15 protein-coding genes are annotated in these 14,891 nt (G+C 72.4%); 14 read left to right on the forward strand and 1 reads right to left on the reverse strand.

Going from position 1 to position 14,891, the window contains the following annotated elements; translation table 11 throughout:
- From dacB to folK, 13 genes are all read left to right on the forward strand, one after another.
- A partial coding sequence (gene dacB / locus C2L58_RS00850) for a D-alanyl-D-alanine carboxypeptidase/D-alanyl-D-alanine endopeptidase (protein ID WP_199191034.1) occupies positions 1 to 2,062 on the forward strand: 2,062 nt, incomplete at its 5' end.
- A 91-nt stretch (positions 2,063 to 2,153) separates the two neighbouring features.
- Positions 2,154 to 3,173: a zinc-dependent metalloprotease gene (locus C2L58_RS00855; RefSeq protein ID WP_103334971.1), complete on the forward strand. Its 1,020-nt coding sequence runs from the start codon at positions 2,154 to 2,156 to the stop codon at positions 3,171 to 3,173.
- Positions 3,170 to 4,129, forward strand: a complete 960-nt coding sequence (tilS, locus tag C2L58_RS00860; RefSeq protein ID WP_103334973.1) for a tRNA lysidine(34) synthetase TilS — start codon at positions 3,170 to 3,172, stop codon at positions 4,127 to 4,129. Before C2L58_RS00855 ends, tilS begins: the two co-directional genes overlap by 4 nt.
- A 3-nt stretch (positions 4,130 to 4,132) precedes the next feature.
- Positions 4,133 to 4,684: a hypoxanthine phosphoribosyltransferase gene (hpt, locus tag C2L58_RS00865; RefSeq protein ID WP_103334975.1), complete on the forward strand. Its 552-nt coding sequence runs from the start codon at positions 4,133 to 4,135 to the stop codon at positions 4,682 to 4,684.
- 144 nt (positions 4,685 to 4,828) lie between these two features.
- Positions 4,829 to 5,194: a hypothetical protein gene (locus tag C2L58_RS00870; protein ID WP_199191035.1), complete on the forward strand. Its 366-nt coding sequence runs from the start codon at positions 4,829 to 4,831 to the stop codon at positions 5,192 to 5,194.
- 23 nt (positions 5,195 to 5,217) lie between these two features.
- Positions 5,218 to 6,633, forward strand: a complete 1,416-nt coding sequence (locus tag C2L58_RS00875; RefSeq protein WP_103334979.1) for a hypothetical protein — start codon at positions 5,218 to 5,220, stop codon at positions 6,631 to 6,633.
- 60 nt (positions 6,634 to 6,693) lie between these two features.
- Positions 6,694 to 7,479: an ESX secretion-associated protein EspG gene (locus C2L58_RS00880; RefSeq protein ID WP_103334981.1), complete on the forward strand. Its 786-nt coding sequence runs from the start codon at positions 6,694 to 6,696 to the stop codon at positions 7,477 to 7,479.
- 96 nt (positions 7,480 to 7,575) lie between these two features.
- Complete coding sequence (locus C2L58_RS00885) at positions 7,576 to 8,397, forward strand: ESX secretion-associated protein EspG (RefSeq protein WP_103334982.1); 822 nt, start codon at positions 7,576 to 7,578, stop codon at positions 8,395 to 8,397.
- A gap of 201 nt (positions 8,398 to 8,598) precedes the next feature.
- Entirely contained in the window at positions 8,599 to 11,004 is a 2,406-nt protein-coding gene (gene ftsH / locus C2L58_RS00890) for an ATP-dependent zinc metalloprotease FtsH (protein ID WP_103334984.1), read from the forward strand.
- Positions 10,982 to 11,587 (forward strand): GTP cyclohydrolase I FolE, encoded by a 606-nt coding sequence (gene folE, locus C2L58_RS00895; RefSeq protein ID WP_199191036.1) that lies wholly within the window; start codon positions 10,982 to 10,984, stop codon positions 11,585 to 11,587. Before ftsH ends, folE begins: the two co-directional genes overlap by 23 nt.
- A 35-nt stretch (positions 11,588 to 11,622) precedes the next feature.
- Entirely contained in the window at positions 11,623 to 12,420 is a 798-nt protein-coding gene (gene folP / locus C2L58_RS00900) for a dihydropteroate synthase (protein WP_199191038.1), read from the forward strand.
- The gene (gene folB / locus C2L58_RS00905) at positions 12,413 to 12,772 is read left to right on the forward strand and encodes a dihydroneopterin aldolase (protein WP_103334987.1); all 360 of its coding nucleotides are present in this window, start codon (positions 12,413 to 12,415) and stop codon (positions 12,770 to 12,772) included. Before folP ends, folB begins: the two co-directional genes overlap by 8 nt.
- Positions 12,769 to 13,260: a 2-amino-4-hydroxy-6-hydroxymethyldihydropteridine diphosphokinase gene (gene folK, locus C2L58_RS00910; RefSeq protein WP_103334989.1), complete on the forward strand. Its 492-nt coding sequence runs from the start codon at positions 12,769 to 12,771 to the stop codon at positions 13,258 to 13,260. The genes folB and folK overlap by 4 nt, the downstream gene beginning before the upstream one ends.
- A gap of 79 nt (positions 13,261 to 13,339) precedes the next feature.
- Here the strand turns inward: folK and C2L58_RS00915 are convergent, their stop codons facing one another.
- Positions 13,340 to 14,275, reverse strand: a complete 936-nt coding sequence (locus C2L58_RS00915; RefSeq protein WP_103334990.1) for a helix-turn-helix domain-containing protein — start codon at positions 14,273 to 14,275, stop codon at positions 13,340 to 13,342.
- Positions 14,276 to 14,371: 96 nt separating this feature from the next.
- Between C2L58_RS00915 and C2L58_RS00920 the strand changes: the two genes are divergently transcribed.
- Positions 14,372 to 14,833 carry a DUF3180 domain-containing protein gene (locus C2L58_RS00920; protein WP_103334992.1) on the forward strand — a complete coding sequence of 154 codons (462 nt, stop codon included), beginning with the start codon at positions 14,372 to 14,374 and terminating at the stop codon, positions 14,831 to 14,833.
- Positions 14,834 to 14,891: the final 58 nt, after the last annotated feature.

Consider the following 14,891-nt stretch of genomic DNA (forward strand, 5'->3'; position numbering starts at 1 on the left):
CGTCGAGCCGCCGGAGCCGAAGCCCGCTGCGCCGGCGTCGGCCGGGGAGAGCACCCAGTACGTCGAGCCGCCCGAGCCGAAGGCCGCCGCGCCGGCGCCCGCCGGGGAGAGCACCCAGTACATCGAGGTGAAGCCGTCCGGGCCGGTGCCGGTGGTGCCGATCGAGCGTCACGTCCCGCCGCGGGACGAGCCGAAGCCGGAGGAGCCGCAGCAGTGGCGTGAAGAGCTGCAGCACTGGCGCGAGGAGCAGCAGCGCCGCGAAGAGCAGCTGAACCGCGGGGCCGCACAGCGCCGAGAAGAGCCGGAGGCCCAGCAGCAGCCCGCCGCACCCTGGAGCCAGCGCCTCGAGCTTCGTGAGGAGCGCGCCGGCGACCGGCCGGCCGAACCCGGCGACCGGCGTCCCGGGCTGCCGCCGGAACCGCCGCGCGGGGTGGTGCCGTCGGCGTCCGCCGGCTCGCTGGCCCGGCCGCAGCGGATCGAACCCGACGGGCAGCGGTTCGACGCCGAGGCGACCGTCGGGATCGAGCGGCCCACCCAGTTCCCCGGCGTCTTCCAGCAGCAGCCCCAGGTCCGCGGCGACCAGCCCCGCACCGAGCAGCGGGCCGAGCCACCCGCCGAGCCGCCGTCGCCGCCCGCGGCCGAAGCTTCGGCCGCGGAGCCGCCGAAGAAGAAGCGGCGCAAGGGCAAGCTGATCGCGCTCGTCGTGGTCGTCCTGCTGGTGCTCGCCGGTGGCGGGGTGGCCGCGGCGACGCCGAAGGTGGCGAACCGGCTGGGCCTGCCGTGGGCACCGAACGCGCCCAAGGGCGACTCGCCGGTGCCGTCCGCGGCCACGCGTCAGCTGCAGGGGCCGGCCACGTCCGGAACGGCCCCGACCGCGAACGGCGTCAAGTCCGTGCTGGGCCCGGCGGCCGGCAACAGCGCGCTCGGGCAGCTCACCGGCAGCGTGATCGACCCGGTGAGCGGAACCGTGCTGTGGGACCACGGCTCGTCGACGCCGGTGACACCCGCGTCGACGACGAAGGTGCTCACCTCCGCGGCCGCGCTGCTCTCGCTGGACCAGAACCTGCGGCTGTCGACCAAGATCGTGCAGGGCGCGGACCCGGGCACGGTGATCCTGGTCGGCGGCGGCGACACCACGCTCACCAGCCTGCCGCTGGGCACCGACTCCCCGCTCTACCCGGGGGGCGCGCACGTCGACGACCTCGTCGCGCAGGTCAAGAAGGCGGCGCCGGGCGTGAAGAAGGTGCAGGTCGACCTGACGCTGTTCAAGGGACCGACGACCGCGCCGGGCTGGGAAGCGGGCGACGCGCCGTCGACGTACGCGACGCAGATGTCCCCGGTGATGGCCGACGGCGGCCGCATCAACGCCAAGGACAACAACTCGCAGCGCACGGCGAACGCGGGCAGCGCGCTCGCGTCGACGATCGCCTCGAAGCTGGGTGCTTCGGCGGGCGGCCAGGCGACCGCGCCCAAGGACGCGAAGGTGATCGGCGAGGTCAAGTCGGCCCCGCTGACCGAGCTGGTGTCCGACCTGATGGTGCTGTCCGACGACGTCCTCGCCGAGGCGATCGCCCGGCAGGTCGCGCTCGCGAACGGTGAGGAAGCCAGCTACGCCGGCGGCGCCAAGGCGACCATCAAGGTCCTGAAGGACCACGGCTTCGACGTCTCGGGCGTCACGCTGTCCGACGGCAGCGGCATCTCGTCGCAGAACCGCATCCCGGCGCGGCTGCTGACCCAGCTCCTGGCGGCCGCGGCGGCGCCGGAAGGCAAGAACCCGGGCACGGCGAAGCTGCGCCCGGTGCTCGCGGGCCTCCCGGTGGCCGGTGGTTCGGGCACCCTCGCCGACAAGCGGTTCGACACGGCGGCGTCGCAGGCCGGCCGCGGCTGGGTGCGGGCCAAGACGGGCACCCTCACCGGGGTCAACACCCTCGCCGGGCTGGTCCTCGACCAGGACGGCCGGGTGCTGGTGTTCGCGTTCATGTCCAACGGCTCCGACACCGACCCGGGCCGGGACGCCCTCGATGCCCTCGCGACGAGCCTTCGCAAGTGCGGCTGCGCCTAGCGGACGCCGAACCGTACGAAGATCGTGGCCGGAAACCGGCACCGGGGCAGGTAGCGTCGGAAGGGTGAGTCAGGAAACGCAGACCCGGCCCATGGTCGACTGGGCGATCGCCGCGCAGACCGGCGCGTTGCTGGTGCGCGGGGGCCCGCAGGTGCCGCGCGAACTGGCCGAAGAAGCCGTCACCGACCTGCGTGAGCTGACCGTCGAGGCCGAGGGGCACGTGCGGCAGCTGACGAACCTGGGACTCGACCTGCCGCTGCTGCCCGGTGAGGTCGTCGACCGCCCGGGCTGGGTCCGGTCGGCGGCGGCCGGGCTGGACGCGCTGACCGGGCGGGCGCTGCCGCAGCAGGGCGGTCCGCTCGGGCCGATCCTGGCCGGCGGCGCCGGCGTGCAGACCGGGCTGGTGCTCGCCTTCCTCGCCAGCCGGGTCCTCGGCCAGTACGACCCCTTCGGCGGCCCCGAGCGCGCCGGCACGCTGCTGCTGGTGGCGCCGAACGTCGTCGCCGCCGAGCAGGCGATGGACGTGCCCGGCCACGACTTCCGGCTCTGGGTCTGCCTCCACGAGTGCACCCACCGGCTCCAGTTCACCGCGGTCAAGTGGCTGCGCGACTACTTCGCCGACGAGGTCGAGCGGCTCGTCTCCGGGCTCACCAGTGGCGGCATCGGCGGCACCGACAGCCTGGCCGACCTGGTCGGCCGGCTGCCCGAGGCGATCAAGCAGGGCCCGAAGCTGAACCTGGCCGAGCTGCTCCAGTCGCCGAAGGAACGCGCGGTGTTCGACCGGCTATTGGCGCTCTCGACGCTCTTGGAGGGGCACGCCGATTACGTCATGGACGCCGTCGGGCCGCAGGTCGTGCCGAGCGTCGACCGGATCCGCGCGCGGTTCACCGCCCGGCGTAAGGGCGGTGGCGTCTTCGATCGGCTGCTGCGCGCGCTGCTCGGCGTCGACGCGAAGATCCGCCAGTACGAAGAAGGCGCGAAGTTCACGAAGCACGTAGTGGACGCCGTCGGCATGGACGGCTTCAACGCCGTCTGGCGGTCGCCGAACACCCTGCCCTCGCGCGCCGAGATCGCCGACCCGGCGGCGTGGGTCCGGCGCCTGCACGGATGACCGGGCCGGCGGTCGCGGCCGTCCGCGGGGCCGTTCGTGCCTTCTTGGAGAGCGTCGAAGCCCCGCCCGAGCTGTGCGTCGCGGTCTCCGGCGGTGCCGACTCGCTCGCGCTGGCCGAGGCGGCCGCGTACGTCGGGCACCACCGCGGGCACGTCGTCCGCGCGCTGGTCGTCGACCACGGCCTGCAGGAGGGCTCGGCGAAGGTCGCGGCCGACGCGGCCGCCGCGGCGAAGGCCCTGGGCGTCGACGAGGCCGAGGTGCGCCGGGCCGACGTCACCGGCCCGGGTGGCCCGGAAGCCGCCGCGCGCAAGGCCCGCTACCGGACGCTGGCCGGCCACGACCTCGTGCTGCTCGGCCACACCCTCGACGACCAGGCCGAAACGGTCCTGCTCGGGCTCGGCCGCGGCTCCGGCCCACGCAGCGTGGCCGGGATGCGGCCGCACGATCCGCCGTGGGGGCGCCCGCTGCTCGCCGTCGCCCGGGCCACCACCCGGGCCGCGTGCGCCGAGCTCGGCGTCGAGCCGTGGGACGACCCGCACAACGCCGAGCCGCGCTTCACCCGAGTCCGGCTGCGCACCGAAGTCCTGCCGTTGCTGGAAGACGTCCTCAACGGCGGAGTGGCCGCCGCGCTCGCCCGCACGGCCGCCCAGCTGCGGGACGACAACGAGGCGTTGGACACAGTGGCGGAGCGGATCTTCACCCGCGCGGGCGGCCCCGATGGGCTGGATGTGGCCACCCTCGCGCCGGAGCCCGCGGCGGTCCGGCGGCGGGTTCTCCGCAGGTGGCTGCTGGCTTCGGACGTGCGTGAACTCACGGACGCCCACCTCCGCGCGGTCGACGCGCTCGTCGCCCGGTGGCGCGGTCAGGGCGGCGTCTGGTTGCCGGGCAACTTGGAAGCGCGCCGGGCGCATGGCAGGCTCTGCGTCGTCTCCCAACCCACCACCCGAGGGGAATGACCCGTGTACGAGGGCGAAATCGCCTCCGTGCTCGTCACCGAGCAGCAGATCAGGGACAAGATCGCGGAGCTGTCGGAGCAGATCGCTGCCGACTACCCGGCCAACGGGCAGGGGGAACTCCTGCTGGTGGGCGTCCTGAAGGGTGCGGTCATGTTCATGACCGACTTCGCCCGTGCGCTGCCGCTGCCGACGCAGCTGGAATTCATGGCCGTCTCCTCCTACGGGTCGGCGACGTCGTCGTCCGGCGTCGTGCGCATCCTCAAGGACCTCGACCGCGACATCGCGGGCCGGGACGTCCTGATCGTCGAGGACATCGTCGACTCCGGCCTGACGCTGTCCTGGCTGCTGAAGAACCTCGCCAGCCGCAACCCCGCGTCGCTCGAGGTCGTCTCGCTGCTGCGCAAGCCGGAAGCGGTGAAGGTCGACGTGCCGGTGAAGTACATCGGCTTCGACATCCCCAACGAGTTCGTCGTCGGCTACGGCCTCGACTACGCCGAGCGGTACCGGGACCTGCCCTACATCGGCACCCTGGACCCGAAGATGTACACGGCGTAGTTAACCGACCGTTCACCGCAACCACCGGATTTTCGGAACCCCCGGGCCCCCGTTTGCGTCATAGGCTCTGATCACGTGCGTTAACCTATGCGAAGACCATTCGTGCCCGCGGTGACCGGGTCGGGGGAACGGGAGAGAGTGCAGATGGGGAACAGCAGCGCTGCCGACGCGAACGCCTTCAAGGCCGCGGCCGCGGCGGGTCAGGTCGGGATCGACCCGGACGCCGCCCAGGCCGTGCTGAACAAGATCCGCACCGGCAAGGACGCGGTCGAGGCCCTGCTCGCCGGCGCGGGCACGCTCGCCCAGCCGCCGATGCTGGGCGACAACCCGGTCGGCCACGCGATGGCCGCGAAGTTCGTGCAGCGCGCGGACGGCGGGGGCGACTCCTACGCCGCCGCGCTGCAGAACCTGCTCGGCCAGTACTCCGCCGCCGAAGAGGGCATCATCACGGCGATGGCCCGGTACCACGAGATCGACCAGGCCGCGGCCGACCCGTTCCGTAACGTCTGAGTCCAGAGGGGGATTTCGAAGTCATGGCTCCGAACCAAAGCGACCAGCCGGCGAAGACCACTCCGGGCCCTGCTGATCAGGGCTCGCTCGTCCCGCTCGGCGACAACTCGGCGTCGCAGAACATCGTCGAGAGCGCCCGCGGCCGGTCCGACGGCTTCGACGTCGGCGACGACCGCGCGATCGCCGACCCGCCGAACTGGAGCGCCCAGAACAGCAACCAGCTCTGGCACGCCGCGTGCGACAACAACGAGCCCGGCACGGCGGAGGCGACCGGGCACGTGTGGGCGCACCACGGTACCGAGCTGAAGCAGGCGTCGGACCACCTGTACAACGCGATCGCCGAGCTGGGCAACGCGTGGGTCGGCAAGGGTGCCGCGGGGGCGCAGGGCGCGCTCGTGGCGATCGCGAACTCCGGTTCGCAGGCCTCCGAAGCCGCGCACACGATGTCCGACCGGCTCCACCGGCAGTCCACGGCGGCCGCGGCGGTCAAGCAGATGCCGCAGCCCGTGGTCTTCGACCCGAAGATGACCATGGAGCTGGCGCTGGCGGGTGGTCCCGCGGCGCTGACGGACGACCAGAAGGTCCAGTTCGACGCGGCCAACGACGTCAAGGCGCAGCAGGTCGCGATGTTCAACGCCTACACGCAGACGATGAGCGAGATCGACAGCTCGACCCCGAGCTTCGGCCCGGAGTCGCTCGGTATGAAGCCGACCGCGTCGCACAACTCCCTGTCGTTCAACGCGGTGAACAGCGTCGGCAGCACGGGCTCGGTCGACGCGCTGCCCGGCGCGGGCGAAGCGATCTTCGCCTCCGGCGGCGCGGGCTTCAGTGGCCACAGCGGCGCGTTCGGTGCGCAGCACGCCGGGGTCGTCGGCCCGAACGGCGTCCACGGCGGCGTCCCGGCCGCGGGCTTCGGCGCGGACGCGGCCACGCTCGGCAGCGACGGCGCCGGCGGCACGGCCGCCGGGACGGGCGGCACCACCACCGGCGCGGGCCACGTCGCCTCGGGTGGCGGGCAGTCGGGCGCCGGCAACCCGCTCAGCAAGATCGGCATGGGCCTCGGTCTCGGCGGCGCGGCCGGCGGCCTCGGCGCGCTGGCGTCGCGGGCGCTGGGCGCGGGCAGCAAGTCCGGCGCGAAGAAGTCCGAGAACGACACGACCCTGGCGTCGGCCGGTGGCCAGGGCCAGAGCGCGGCGTCGGCCCAGGCTCCGCAGCAGGGCGTCGTCTCGTCCGCGGGCACCATCGGCGGGCAGACCCCGCCGCCGATGACCCCGGGCATGGGCGGCATGGCCCCGCAGGGTGCCCAGGGCGAGCGGGACGAGGAGCACACGCACGCGTCCTTCCTCATCGAGGCGGACCCGGACGAGGCCTTCGGCGCGAACCAGGCGACCCCGCCGCCGGTCATCGGCGCGTGGTCCGAGGACGACGAAGACCGCTGATCCGTTCGGGCCGGGCACGCTCACGGCGTGCCCGGCCCGGTTTCTCCTGGGGGTGGCTCGATGCCGAACGCTGAGCTGCTCACCCCGGTCGAGGTCGACTTCCTGTGGGAGTCGGCCGGGCTGGGCGAGCTGCCGTACCCGCTGAACATCCGTTCGCACGGCGCGACCGTCGACGAGCGGGCGATGCTGCGCCGACGGACGTTGGAGGGGCTCACCGCGCGCGGTCTCGCCGATGGCCGCGGCCGGCCCGAGCCGCACATCGAGGACTACTTCGGCGTGCTGGCCGCCCCCGAGCTGAGCCTGGACGCCGTCCAGCTGATCGCCCCGGACGCCGAGGCGCTGCTCGCCGTCGCCGGCGTGCTGGGCGGCCAGGGCCTGCTGGCCGTGCAGGACACCCGCGGCCTGCACCTGCAGCCGTGCCCGGCCGACGGCCTCGCGAGCGCGATCGTCTCGCTGCTGCCCGGTGGCCCGCGCGGGACCGAAAAGTCGATCACGGTGCCCATGGAGCAGCTGGTCGGCGCGCAGGGCGTCGACTTCCTGCAGCGCCGCGGCACCGGCGACGAGCGCTCGTCGGCCGACGAGGACCGCAAGGCGCTGGCCCGGCTGCACGCCCAGCCGCGGCTGCGCGGCGGCCAGATCGGCGCCAACGCCCGCACCCGGATGGGCGGTCGCACCCGGACACCGGTCCTGAGCTGGTTCGACACCGAGACCGGCCGCTACTTCACCCAGGCCACCCGTGGCCGTGACGGCCGCGACTGGATCACCATCGCCCCGGCCGACGCCGCCACGCTGCGCCACCGCCTCGGCGAGATGCTCGCCGGAGCCGCGACGACCAGCGCGGTCTGAACCCGGGTTCTCCGGGCTGCCCGGTTCGCCTCCGGAGCGATCCGGTTTTGTCGGTGCCGCGGGCTACGCTGGGCAAGAGTCCGATCCGGGAGAGTGATGATGCAAGAGTTCTTCTCGCCGCTGGCGTTCGACTTCCTGTGGGAGTCGGCGCGGGTCGGGGAGCTGCCGTACCCGCTGGTCGTCCGGTCGCACGGCGCGACCGAGAACGAGCGCGTGTCGCTGCGTCACCGCGTCGACGTCGAACTCAAGGCGCGTGGCATCCGCGAACCGCGCGGCACGTTCGCGCCGCCGATCGAGGATGCCCTGCACCTGCTGGCCTCCGCCCCGCTGACCATCGACGCGCTGCACATCCCGCAGTTCGAAGCCCCGACGGTCGGCGTCCTCGCGGCGGCCGACGAGACCAAGGGCGTGCTCGCGGTCCAGGACGCCGACGGCATCTGGCTGCGGGACGTCCCACCGGACGCGCTCGTCTCCGCCGTCGTCGGGGTGCTGCCCGCCGGGCCGCGCGGCAGCGAGGCGTCGGTCACACTTCCGCTGGACGACGCCCTCCGCACCGCGCCGATCCGGGTGCCGGCTTCGCTGCCGCCGGGTGAGGAAGAAGACAGTCGCCGGGGCCGGGCGCGCCGGACACCGCTGAGCGAGCGCCTCACGGCCGATCCGCGCGAGGCGTACGGCCGCATCGCCGGGCAGCCCCGGCTGCGTGGCGGTCAGCTGGCAGCGAACAGCCGTTCGCAGGTCGGGGCCAAGCAACGGTCCCGCGTGCTGGCCTGGTTCGACACCGCGACCGGGCGCTACCTGAGCCTCTCCCGCGCAGGTACGGACGGGCGTGAGTGGGTCACCGTGGCCCCCGCGGACCCGGCCACGCTGCGCACCCGGCTGGCCGAGATGGTGAGCAGTGTGTCGGACGGCACGCGATAGCGTGACCGGCGCGGACGCGGGCTGGGAACCCTGGCGCGGTATCGGCCGTTGACCTGCGAGAGGCTCACAGGGGATGAACGCGGCAGCGGACGGTACCCTGATGAGCAGGTGTTCAGGCACCACGGGTTGTCAAGATCGTGATGGCGGGTATCACAGGAGCCGCCCAACCAGGGAGGGTCGAGGCCACCAGGGCCGAGTCGTATGAACCGGAAGAGCGTGCTCAGGAACCCACTGCTGTGGATCGTCGCGGGGTTGCTGGCGTTGTTCGCGTACAACACGATCTTCGACAGTGATCGTGGGTACACCCAGGCACCCATCTCGGTGGCGAACTCCCAGATCACCTCGAACAACGTCAAGGAAGTCAGCCTCGAGGACAAGGAACAGCAGCTCAAGCTGCTGCTGGCCAAGCCCATCGACGTCGACGGCCAGCAGGTCACCCAGATCATTTCGCAGTACCCGGCGGACGCCACCCGCCCGATCTACGACTCGTTGATCAAGGCGGAGTCCGGCGGTCAGCCGATCAAGTTCACCACCAAGGTCACCCAGCAGGGCGTGCTGACGCAGATCCTCATCTTCGCCATCCCGCTCGCCCTCGTCCTGGGCCTGCTGATGTGGATGATGAACAACGCGCAGGGCGGCGGCAACCGCGTCCTCAACTTCGGCAAGTCCAAGGCCAAGCAGCTGAACAAGGACATGCCCAAGACGACCTTCGGGGACGTCGCGGGCGCGGACGAGGCCGTCGAAGAGCTGTACGAGATCAAGGACTTCCTGCAGAACCCGGCGCGATATCAGGCGCTCGGCGCGAAGATCCCTAAGGGCGTGCTGCTCTACGGGCCGCCGGGTACCGGCAAGACGCTGCTCGCGCGAGCCGTCGCCGGCGAGGCGGGCGTGCCGTTCTACACGATCTCCGGCTCGGACTTCGTCGAGATGTTCGTCGGTGTCGGTGCCTCGCGAGTGCGTGACCTGTTCGAACAGGCCAAGCAGAACGCGCCGTGCATCATCTTCGTCGACGAGATCGACGCGGTCGGCCGCCAGCGCGGCGCCGGCCTCGGCGGCGGGCACGACGAGCGCGAGCAGACGCTGAACCAGCTGCTCGTCGAGATGGACGGCTTCGACGCCCGCGGCGGCATCATCCTGATCGCGGCCACGAACCGGCCCGACATCCTCGACCCGGCGCTGCTGCGCCCCGGCCGGTTCGACCGGCAGATCCCGGTGTCCGCGCCCGACCTGCGCGGCCGCAAGGCGATCCTCGAGGTGCACGCCAAGGGCAAGCCGATCGCCCAGGGCACGGACCTGACCAGCCTGGCCAAGCGGACCGTCGGCATGTCCGGCGCCGACCTGGCGAACGTGCTCAACGAGGCCGCGCTGCTCACCGCCCGCCAGAACGGGCACGTGATCACCGACGCGGCGCTGGAGGAGTCGGTCGACCGCGTCGTCGGCGGCCCGGCGCGCAAGAGCCGGATCATCTCCGAGAAGGAGAAGAAGATCACGGCCTACCACGAGGGCGGGCACGCGCTCGCCGCGTGGGCGATGCCGGACATCGAACCGGTCTACAAGCTGACGATCCTCCCGCGCGGCCGCACGGGCGGGCACGCGCTGCTCGTCCCGGAGGACGACAAGGACCTGATGACCCGCTCCGAGATGATCGGGCGGCTGGTCTTCGCGATGGGTGGCCGCACGGCGGAGGAGCTCGTCTTCCACGAGCCCACCACCGGCGCGTCGTCGGACATCGAGCAGGCGACGAAGATCGCCCGCGCGATGGTCACCGAGTACGGCATGAGCGCCCGGCTCGGCGCGGTCAAGTACGGCCAGGAGCAGGGCGACCCGTTCCTCGGCCGCTCGGCCGGCCGGCAGGCGGACTACTCGCTCGAGGTGGCGCACGAGATCGACGAGGAGGTGCGCAAGCTCATCGAGACGGCGCACACCGAGGCGTGGCACGTGCTCAACACCTACCGCGACGTGCTCGACGAGCTGGTCATCGAGCTCCTGGAGAAGGAGACGCTGACCCGCAAGGACCTGGAGCGGATCTTCGCGACGGTCGAGAAGCGCCCGCACATCACCGTGTTCAACGAGTTCGGTGAGCGGACGCCGTCGGACAAGCCGCCGATCAAGACCCCGGGTGAGCTGGCGATGGAGCGCGGCGAGCCGTGGCCGCCGCCGGAGAAGGAGAAGCCGGTCCTGAAGCCGGAGCCGACCCCGGTCGGCACCGCCCAGGGCGCGGGTGACCTGCCGGGCGGTCCGCCGTACCCGTCGCCGTCGCCGGTCGACCCGAACGCGAATCCGTACGCCCCGCCGCAGCCGGGCGCCTACCCGAACGGCGGCCGTCCCTACGGCGGCCCGAACGGTGGCCCCAACGGCACGGCCCACTGGCCGCAGAGCTACGGGGGCCAGCAGCCGGGTGGTTCGGCCGGCCAGAGCGGCCCGCCGAACTACGGTGCTCCTCCGGGCTGGACGCCCGCGACTTCGCCGGGTGGTCAGCCGGGTCAGTCGTGGCGGCCCGGTGGTGAAGAACGCCCTCGTGAGCACGGCTGGTTCGCCGACCAAGCCGGCAACCAGCAGAGCGAGGGGGAGCGTCGTGACGTGGATGGACCAGAAAAGCCCCAGTGACGCCGACCGCCCGGTCTTCGACCACGACCGGGCGGAAAAGGCGATCCGCGAGCTCCTCTTGGCGTGCGGCGAGGACCCGGAGCGGGACGGTCTCAAGGACACCCCCGCCCGGGTCGCCCGTGCCTACCAAGAGATGTTCGCGGGGCTCTACACCGAGCCCGACTCGGTCCTGGACCGCACGTTCGACGAGGCCCACGAAGAGCTGGTGCTGGTCACGGACATCCCGATGTTCAGCCAATGTGAACACCACCTGGTGCCCTTCCACGGCGTCGCGCACGTCGGGTACATCCCGAACGCCGCCGGGAAGGTCACCGGGCTGTCCAAGCTCGCCCGGCTCGTCGACCTCTACGCCAAGCGCCCCCAGGTCCAGGAGCGCCTGACCTCGCAGGTCGCCGACGCCATCGTCCGCAAGCTCGAACCCCGCGGCGTCATCGTGGTGATCGAGGCCGAGCACCTGTGCATGGCGATGCGCGGCATCCGCAAGCCCGGCGCGCGCACGACCACCTCCGCCGTGCGGGGGCAGTTGAAGAACTCGCCGTCGTCGAGGGCGGAGGCGCTCGACCTCATCAGGGCGCGCCGGTGAGCGTGGGACTTCCCGCGCCCGGCCGGTGCGTCGTGATGGGCGTGCTGAACGTGACGCCCGATTCCTTTTCGGACGGTGGCCGCTACCTCGGGCTCGACCAGGCGCTGGAGCACGCCCGCGAGATGTGGGCGCGGGGCGCCGACCTGATCGACGTCGGCGGCGAGTCGACCCGGCCGGGGGCGTCCCGGGTGGACGCCGCCACCGAACTGCGGCGCGTGCTGCCGGTGATCAAGACGCTCGCCGCCGAAGGGGTCGCGCTGTCGGTCGACACCACGCGGGCCGTCGTCGCCGCCGCGGCGCTCGAAGCCGGCGCGCACGTCGTCAACGACGTCTCCGGTGGGCTGGCCGATCCGGACATGGCGCGCGTCGCCGCCGAGGCCGGTGTGCCGTGGGTGCTGATGCACTGGCGCGGGCACAGCAAGGACATGCAGGCGCTCGCCGAGTACCGGGACGTCGTGGCGGACGTGCGGGCCGAGCTGCTGTCCAGAGTGGACGCGGCGCTCGCGGCCGGCGTGGCGGAGAGCGCCATCGTGCTGGACCCCGGGCTCGGGTTCGCGAAGAACGCCGAGCACGACTGGGCGTTGCTGCGCGGGCTCGACTCGTTGCGTTCGCTCGGTTTCCCGGTGCTCGTCGGTGCCTCGCGCAAGAGGTTCCTCGGCCGTCTGCTGTCCGAAAAGGACGGCACACCGCGCCCGCCGGACGGCCGGGAGGACGCCACCGCGGCGATCTCGGCGCTCGCCGCGGCGGCCGGTGCGTGGGGCGTGCGCGTGCACGAGGTGGGGGCTTCGCTGGACGCGGTCGCGGTGGCGGCCGCTTGGAGGACGGATGGCTGACCGGATCACGCTCACCGGGCTGCGCGTGTTCGGGCGGCACGGCGTGTTCGAGCACGAGAAGCGGGACGGCCAGGAGTTCGTCGTCGACATCACGGCGTGGCTGGACCTCGGGCCGGCCGCCGCGTCGGACGACCTGACCAAGACCTTGCACTACGGCGAGCTGGCCGAGCTGGCGGCCGGGATCGTCGCGGGCGAGCCGTACGACCTCATCGAGAGCGTCGCCGGCCGGATCGCCGACGAGGTGCTGCGCGACGAGCGCCTGACCGCGGTCGAGGTGACGGTGCACAAGCCGTCGGCGCCGATCCCGCTGACGTTCGACGACGTGGCGGTCACGGTCCGGCGCGACCGGTGAGCCGGGCGGTGCTCTCGCTCGGGTCCAACCTGGGCGACCGGCTGGGGTTCCTGAAACTGGCGCTCGACGCGGTGCGGCCGGCGCTGGTCGCGGTGTCGACCGTGTACGAAACCCGGGCGTGGGGCGTCGAGGACCAGCCGGACTTCCTCAACGCGGTGTGCGTGGTCGACGACCCGGCGCGCGACCACTGGGCGTGGCTGCGCACGGGGCAGGCCGCCGAGCAGGCGGCGGGCCGGGTGCGCGAGCTGCGCTGGGGCCCGCGCACACTGGACGTCGACGTGGTCACCGTGGACGGCGTGACGTCGGAGGACCCGGAGCTGCTGCTGCCGCACCCGGGAACGCCGGACCGCGCGAGCGTGCTGGTGCCGTGGGTGGAGATCGCCCCGGACGCGATCCTGCCAGGCCACGGCTCGATCGCGGAGCTGCTGAAGGCCCGCCCGGCGGCCGAAGTGGCCACCGTCCGCCGGACGGATCTCACTCTGCGCTGAAACGGATTCACATCGGTGGATCGAGCGTCTGCGTTACGGTCTGTTCCCGGGTGGTCGTCGAACGGTAGCCGCGGTGCGGTCAGCCGCGCAGGGCCGCGATCATGAAACCGACCGCGGGCTGCGTGGTGGGGACCGGCGGCCAGTCGTTGATCGTCGCCAGCAGTTGCCAGTAGCGCTCGGCCCGTGGGTCGCCGCTCATGGCGAACCGGTCGGCCAGCTCCGCGCGGAACTCCGGGGCCGCCGCGTCCTGGTCCGGGCGGGCGGAGGCCGCCGCCAGGTCTACCGCAAGCGTTTGCCCCGTCTCCGACGTGGGCGATTCGCCCGCCGCGATCGCCGCTTCGGCGCGGGAGACCCAGATCGGCCAGTTCTGCTGCCAGGCCCCGGCCGGCTGCTGGAACTCGCCGTCCTCGATCTGCTGGGCCTGGGTTTCGCTCATCCTGCGGATCAAGGCCCGGAACTCCGGGTCTCCGACCAGCTCGGCGAACTCGATCCAGGCCTCGAGCTGCTCGGGCGTCGGGTCGTCGGGCAGCTCCGGCTTCCCGGCGCGCATCCGGCGGTAGAACTCCTCGTCGACGTCGAGCCCGGCGACCATTTCGTCCCAGAACTCGTCGACCAGCCGCTTGCGCTCCTCGTCGGACATCGACGCGAGACGGTTCATCAGGTTCACTTCCTCCAGTTCGGAATTGCGCTTGGCCACCGCGCGCAGCACCGCCCGGCGCAGCCGCAGCCGCCGGATCTGCTCGTCGAGCGCCTCGACGTGCCGGACCGCCAGCTCGCCGACGGTCGCCGACTGGGTCAGGGCGGCGGAGACGTCGGCGAGGCCGAGACCCAGCTCCCGCAGCGTGCGGACCAGCTCCAGGCGGGCCATCGCCGCCGCGTCGTAGAGGCGGTAGCCGGCGTCCGTCCGCTCGGTCGGCGGCAGGAGGCCTTCGTCCGAGTAGAAGCGGATGGTCTTGACCGGCAGGCCGGTCCGCCGGGACAGCTCGCCGATGGTGAAGGTCGCGGTGGTGCCCACAAGACGCATGATGAACTCTCCAGTCGGTGGAGAGTCAACCGTACTTCGGGTCCGGTGGCGGGGCCGCGGGACATTACTGCGCGGTACCGTTGAGGTATGCACTTCACCCGGCCCCGTGACCTGGTGGTCGCCGGGCTGCTCGGCCTGGGCCTCGGCTACCTGCTCTTCCAGACGGCCTACGGCTCGCTGCCGCAGCTGCCGCTGCTCGCCGGCGTCACCTTCGCCGTGCTGGCCGTGCTCGAGGCCGTGCTCGCCTTCTCGGTCCGGTCGCGCATCAAGAACGGCCGGGTCGTCAGCGCGATCGGGGTAGCCCGATCGGTGGCCCTCGCCAAGGCTTCGTCACTCGCCGGAGCGTTCATGGCCGGCGCCTGGCTCGCGGCGCTCGCTTATGTTTTACCCAGACGTGACGAACTCGTCGCTGCCGTGCTCGACACGCGCGCCGCGGTGGTCGGCGTCGTCTCCGCCGCAGCCCTGGTAGCTGCGGCTTTGTGGCTCGAACACTGCTGCCGGACCCCGCAGGACCACGATCGTGAGCGCACCCGCGGGACGACCGGTTAGCGCTGGAATCCCACCGCTCGCTGGACCGAGTAGGTCTCGTTCGGATTACGAGCAGGTA

It is taken from the genome of Amycolatopsis sp. CA-126428, assembly GCF_002904335.1.
In the GTDB taxonomy this organism is placed as follows: Bacteria; Actinomycetota; Actinomycetes; order Mycobacteriales; family Pseudonocardiaceae; genus Amycolatopsis.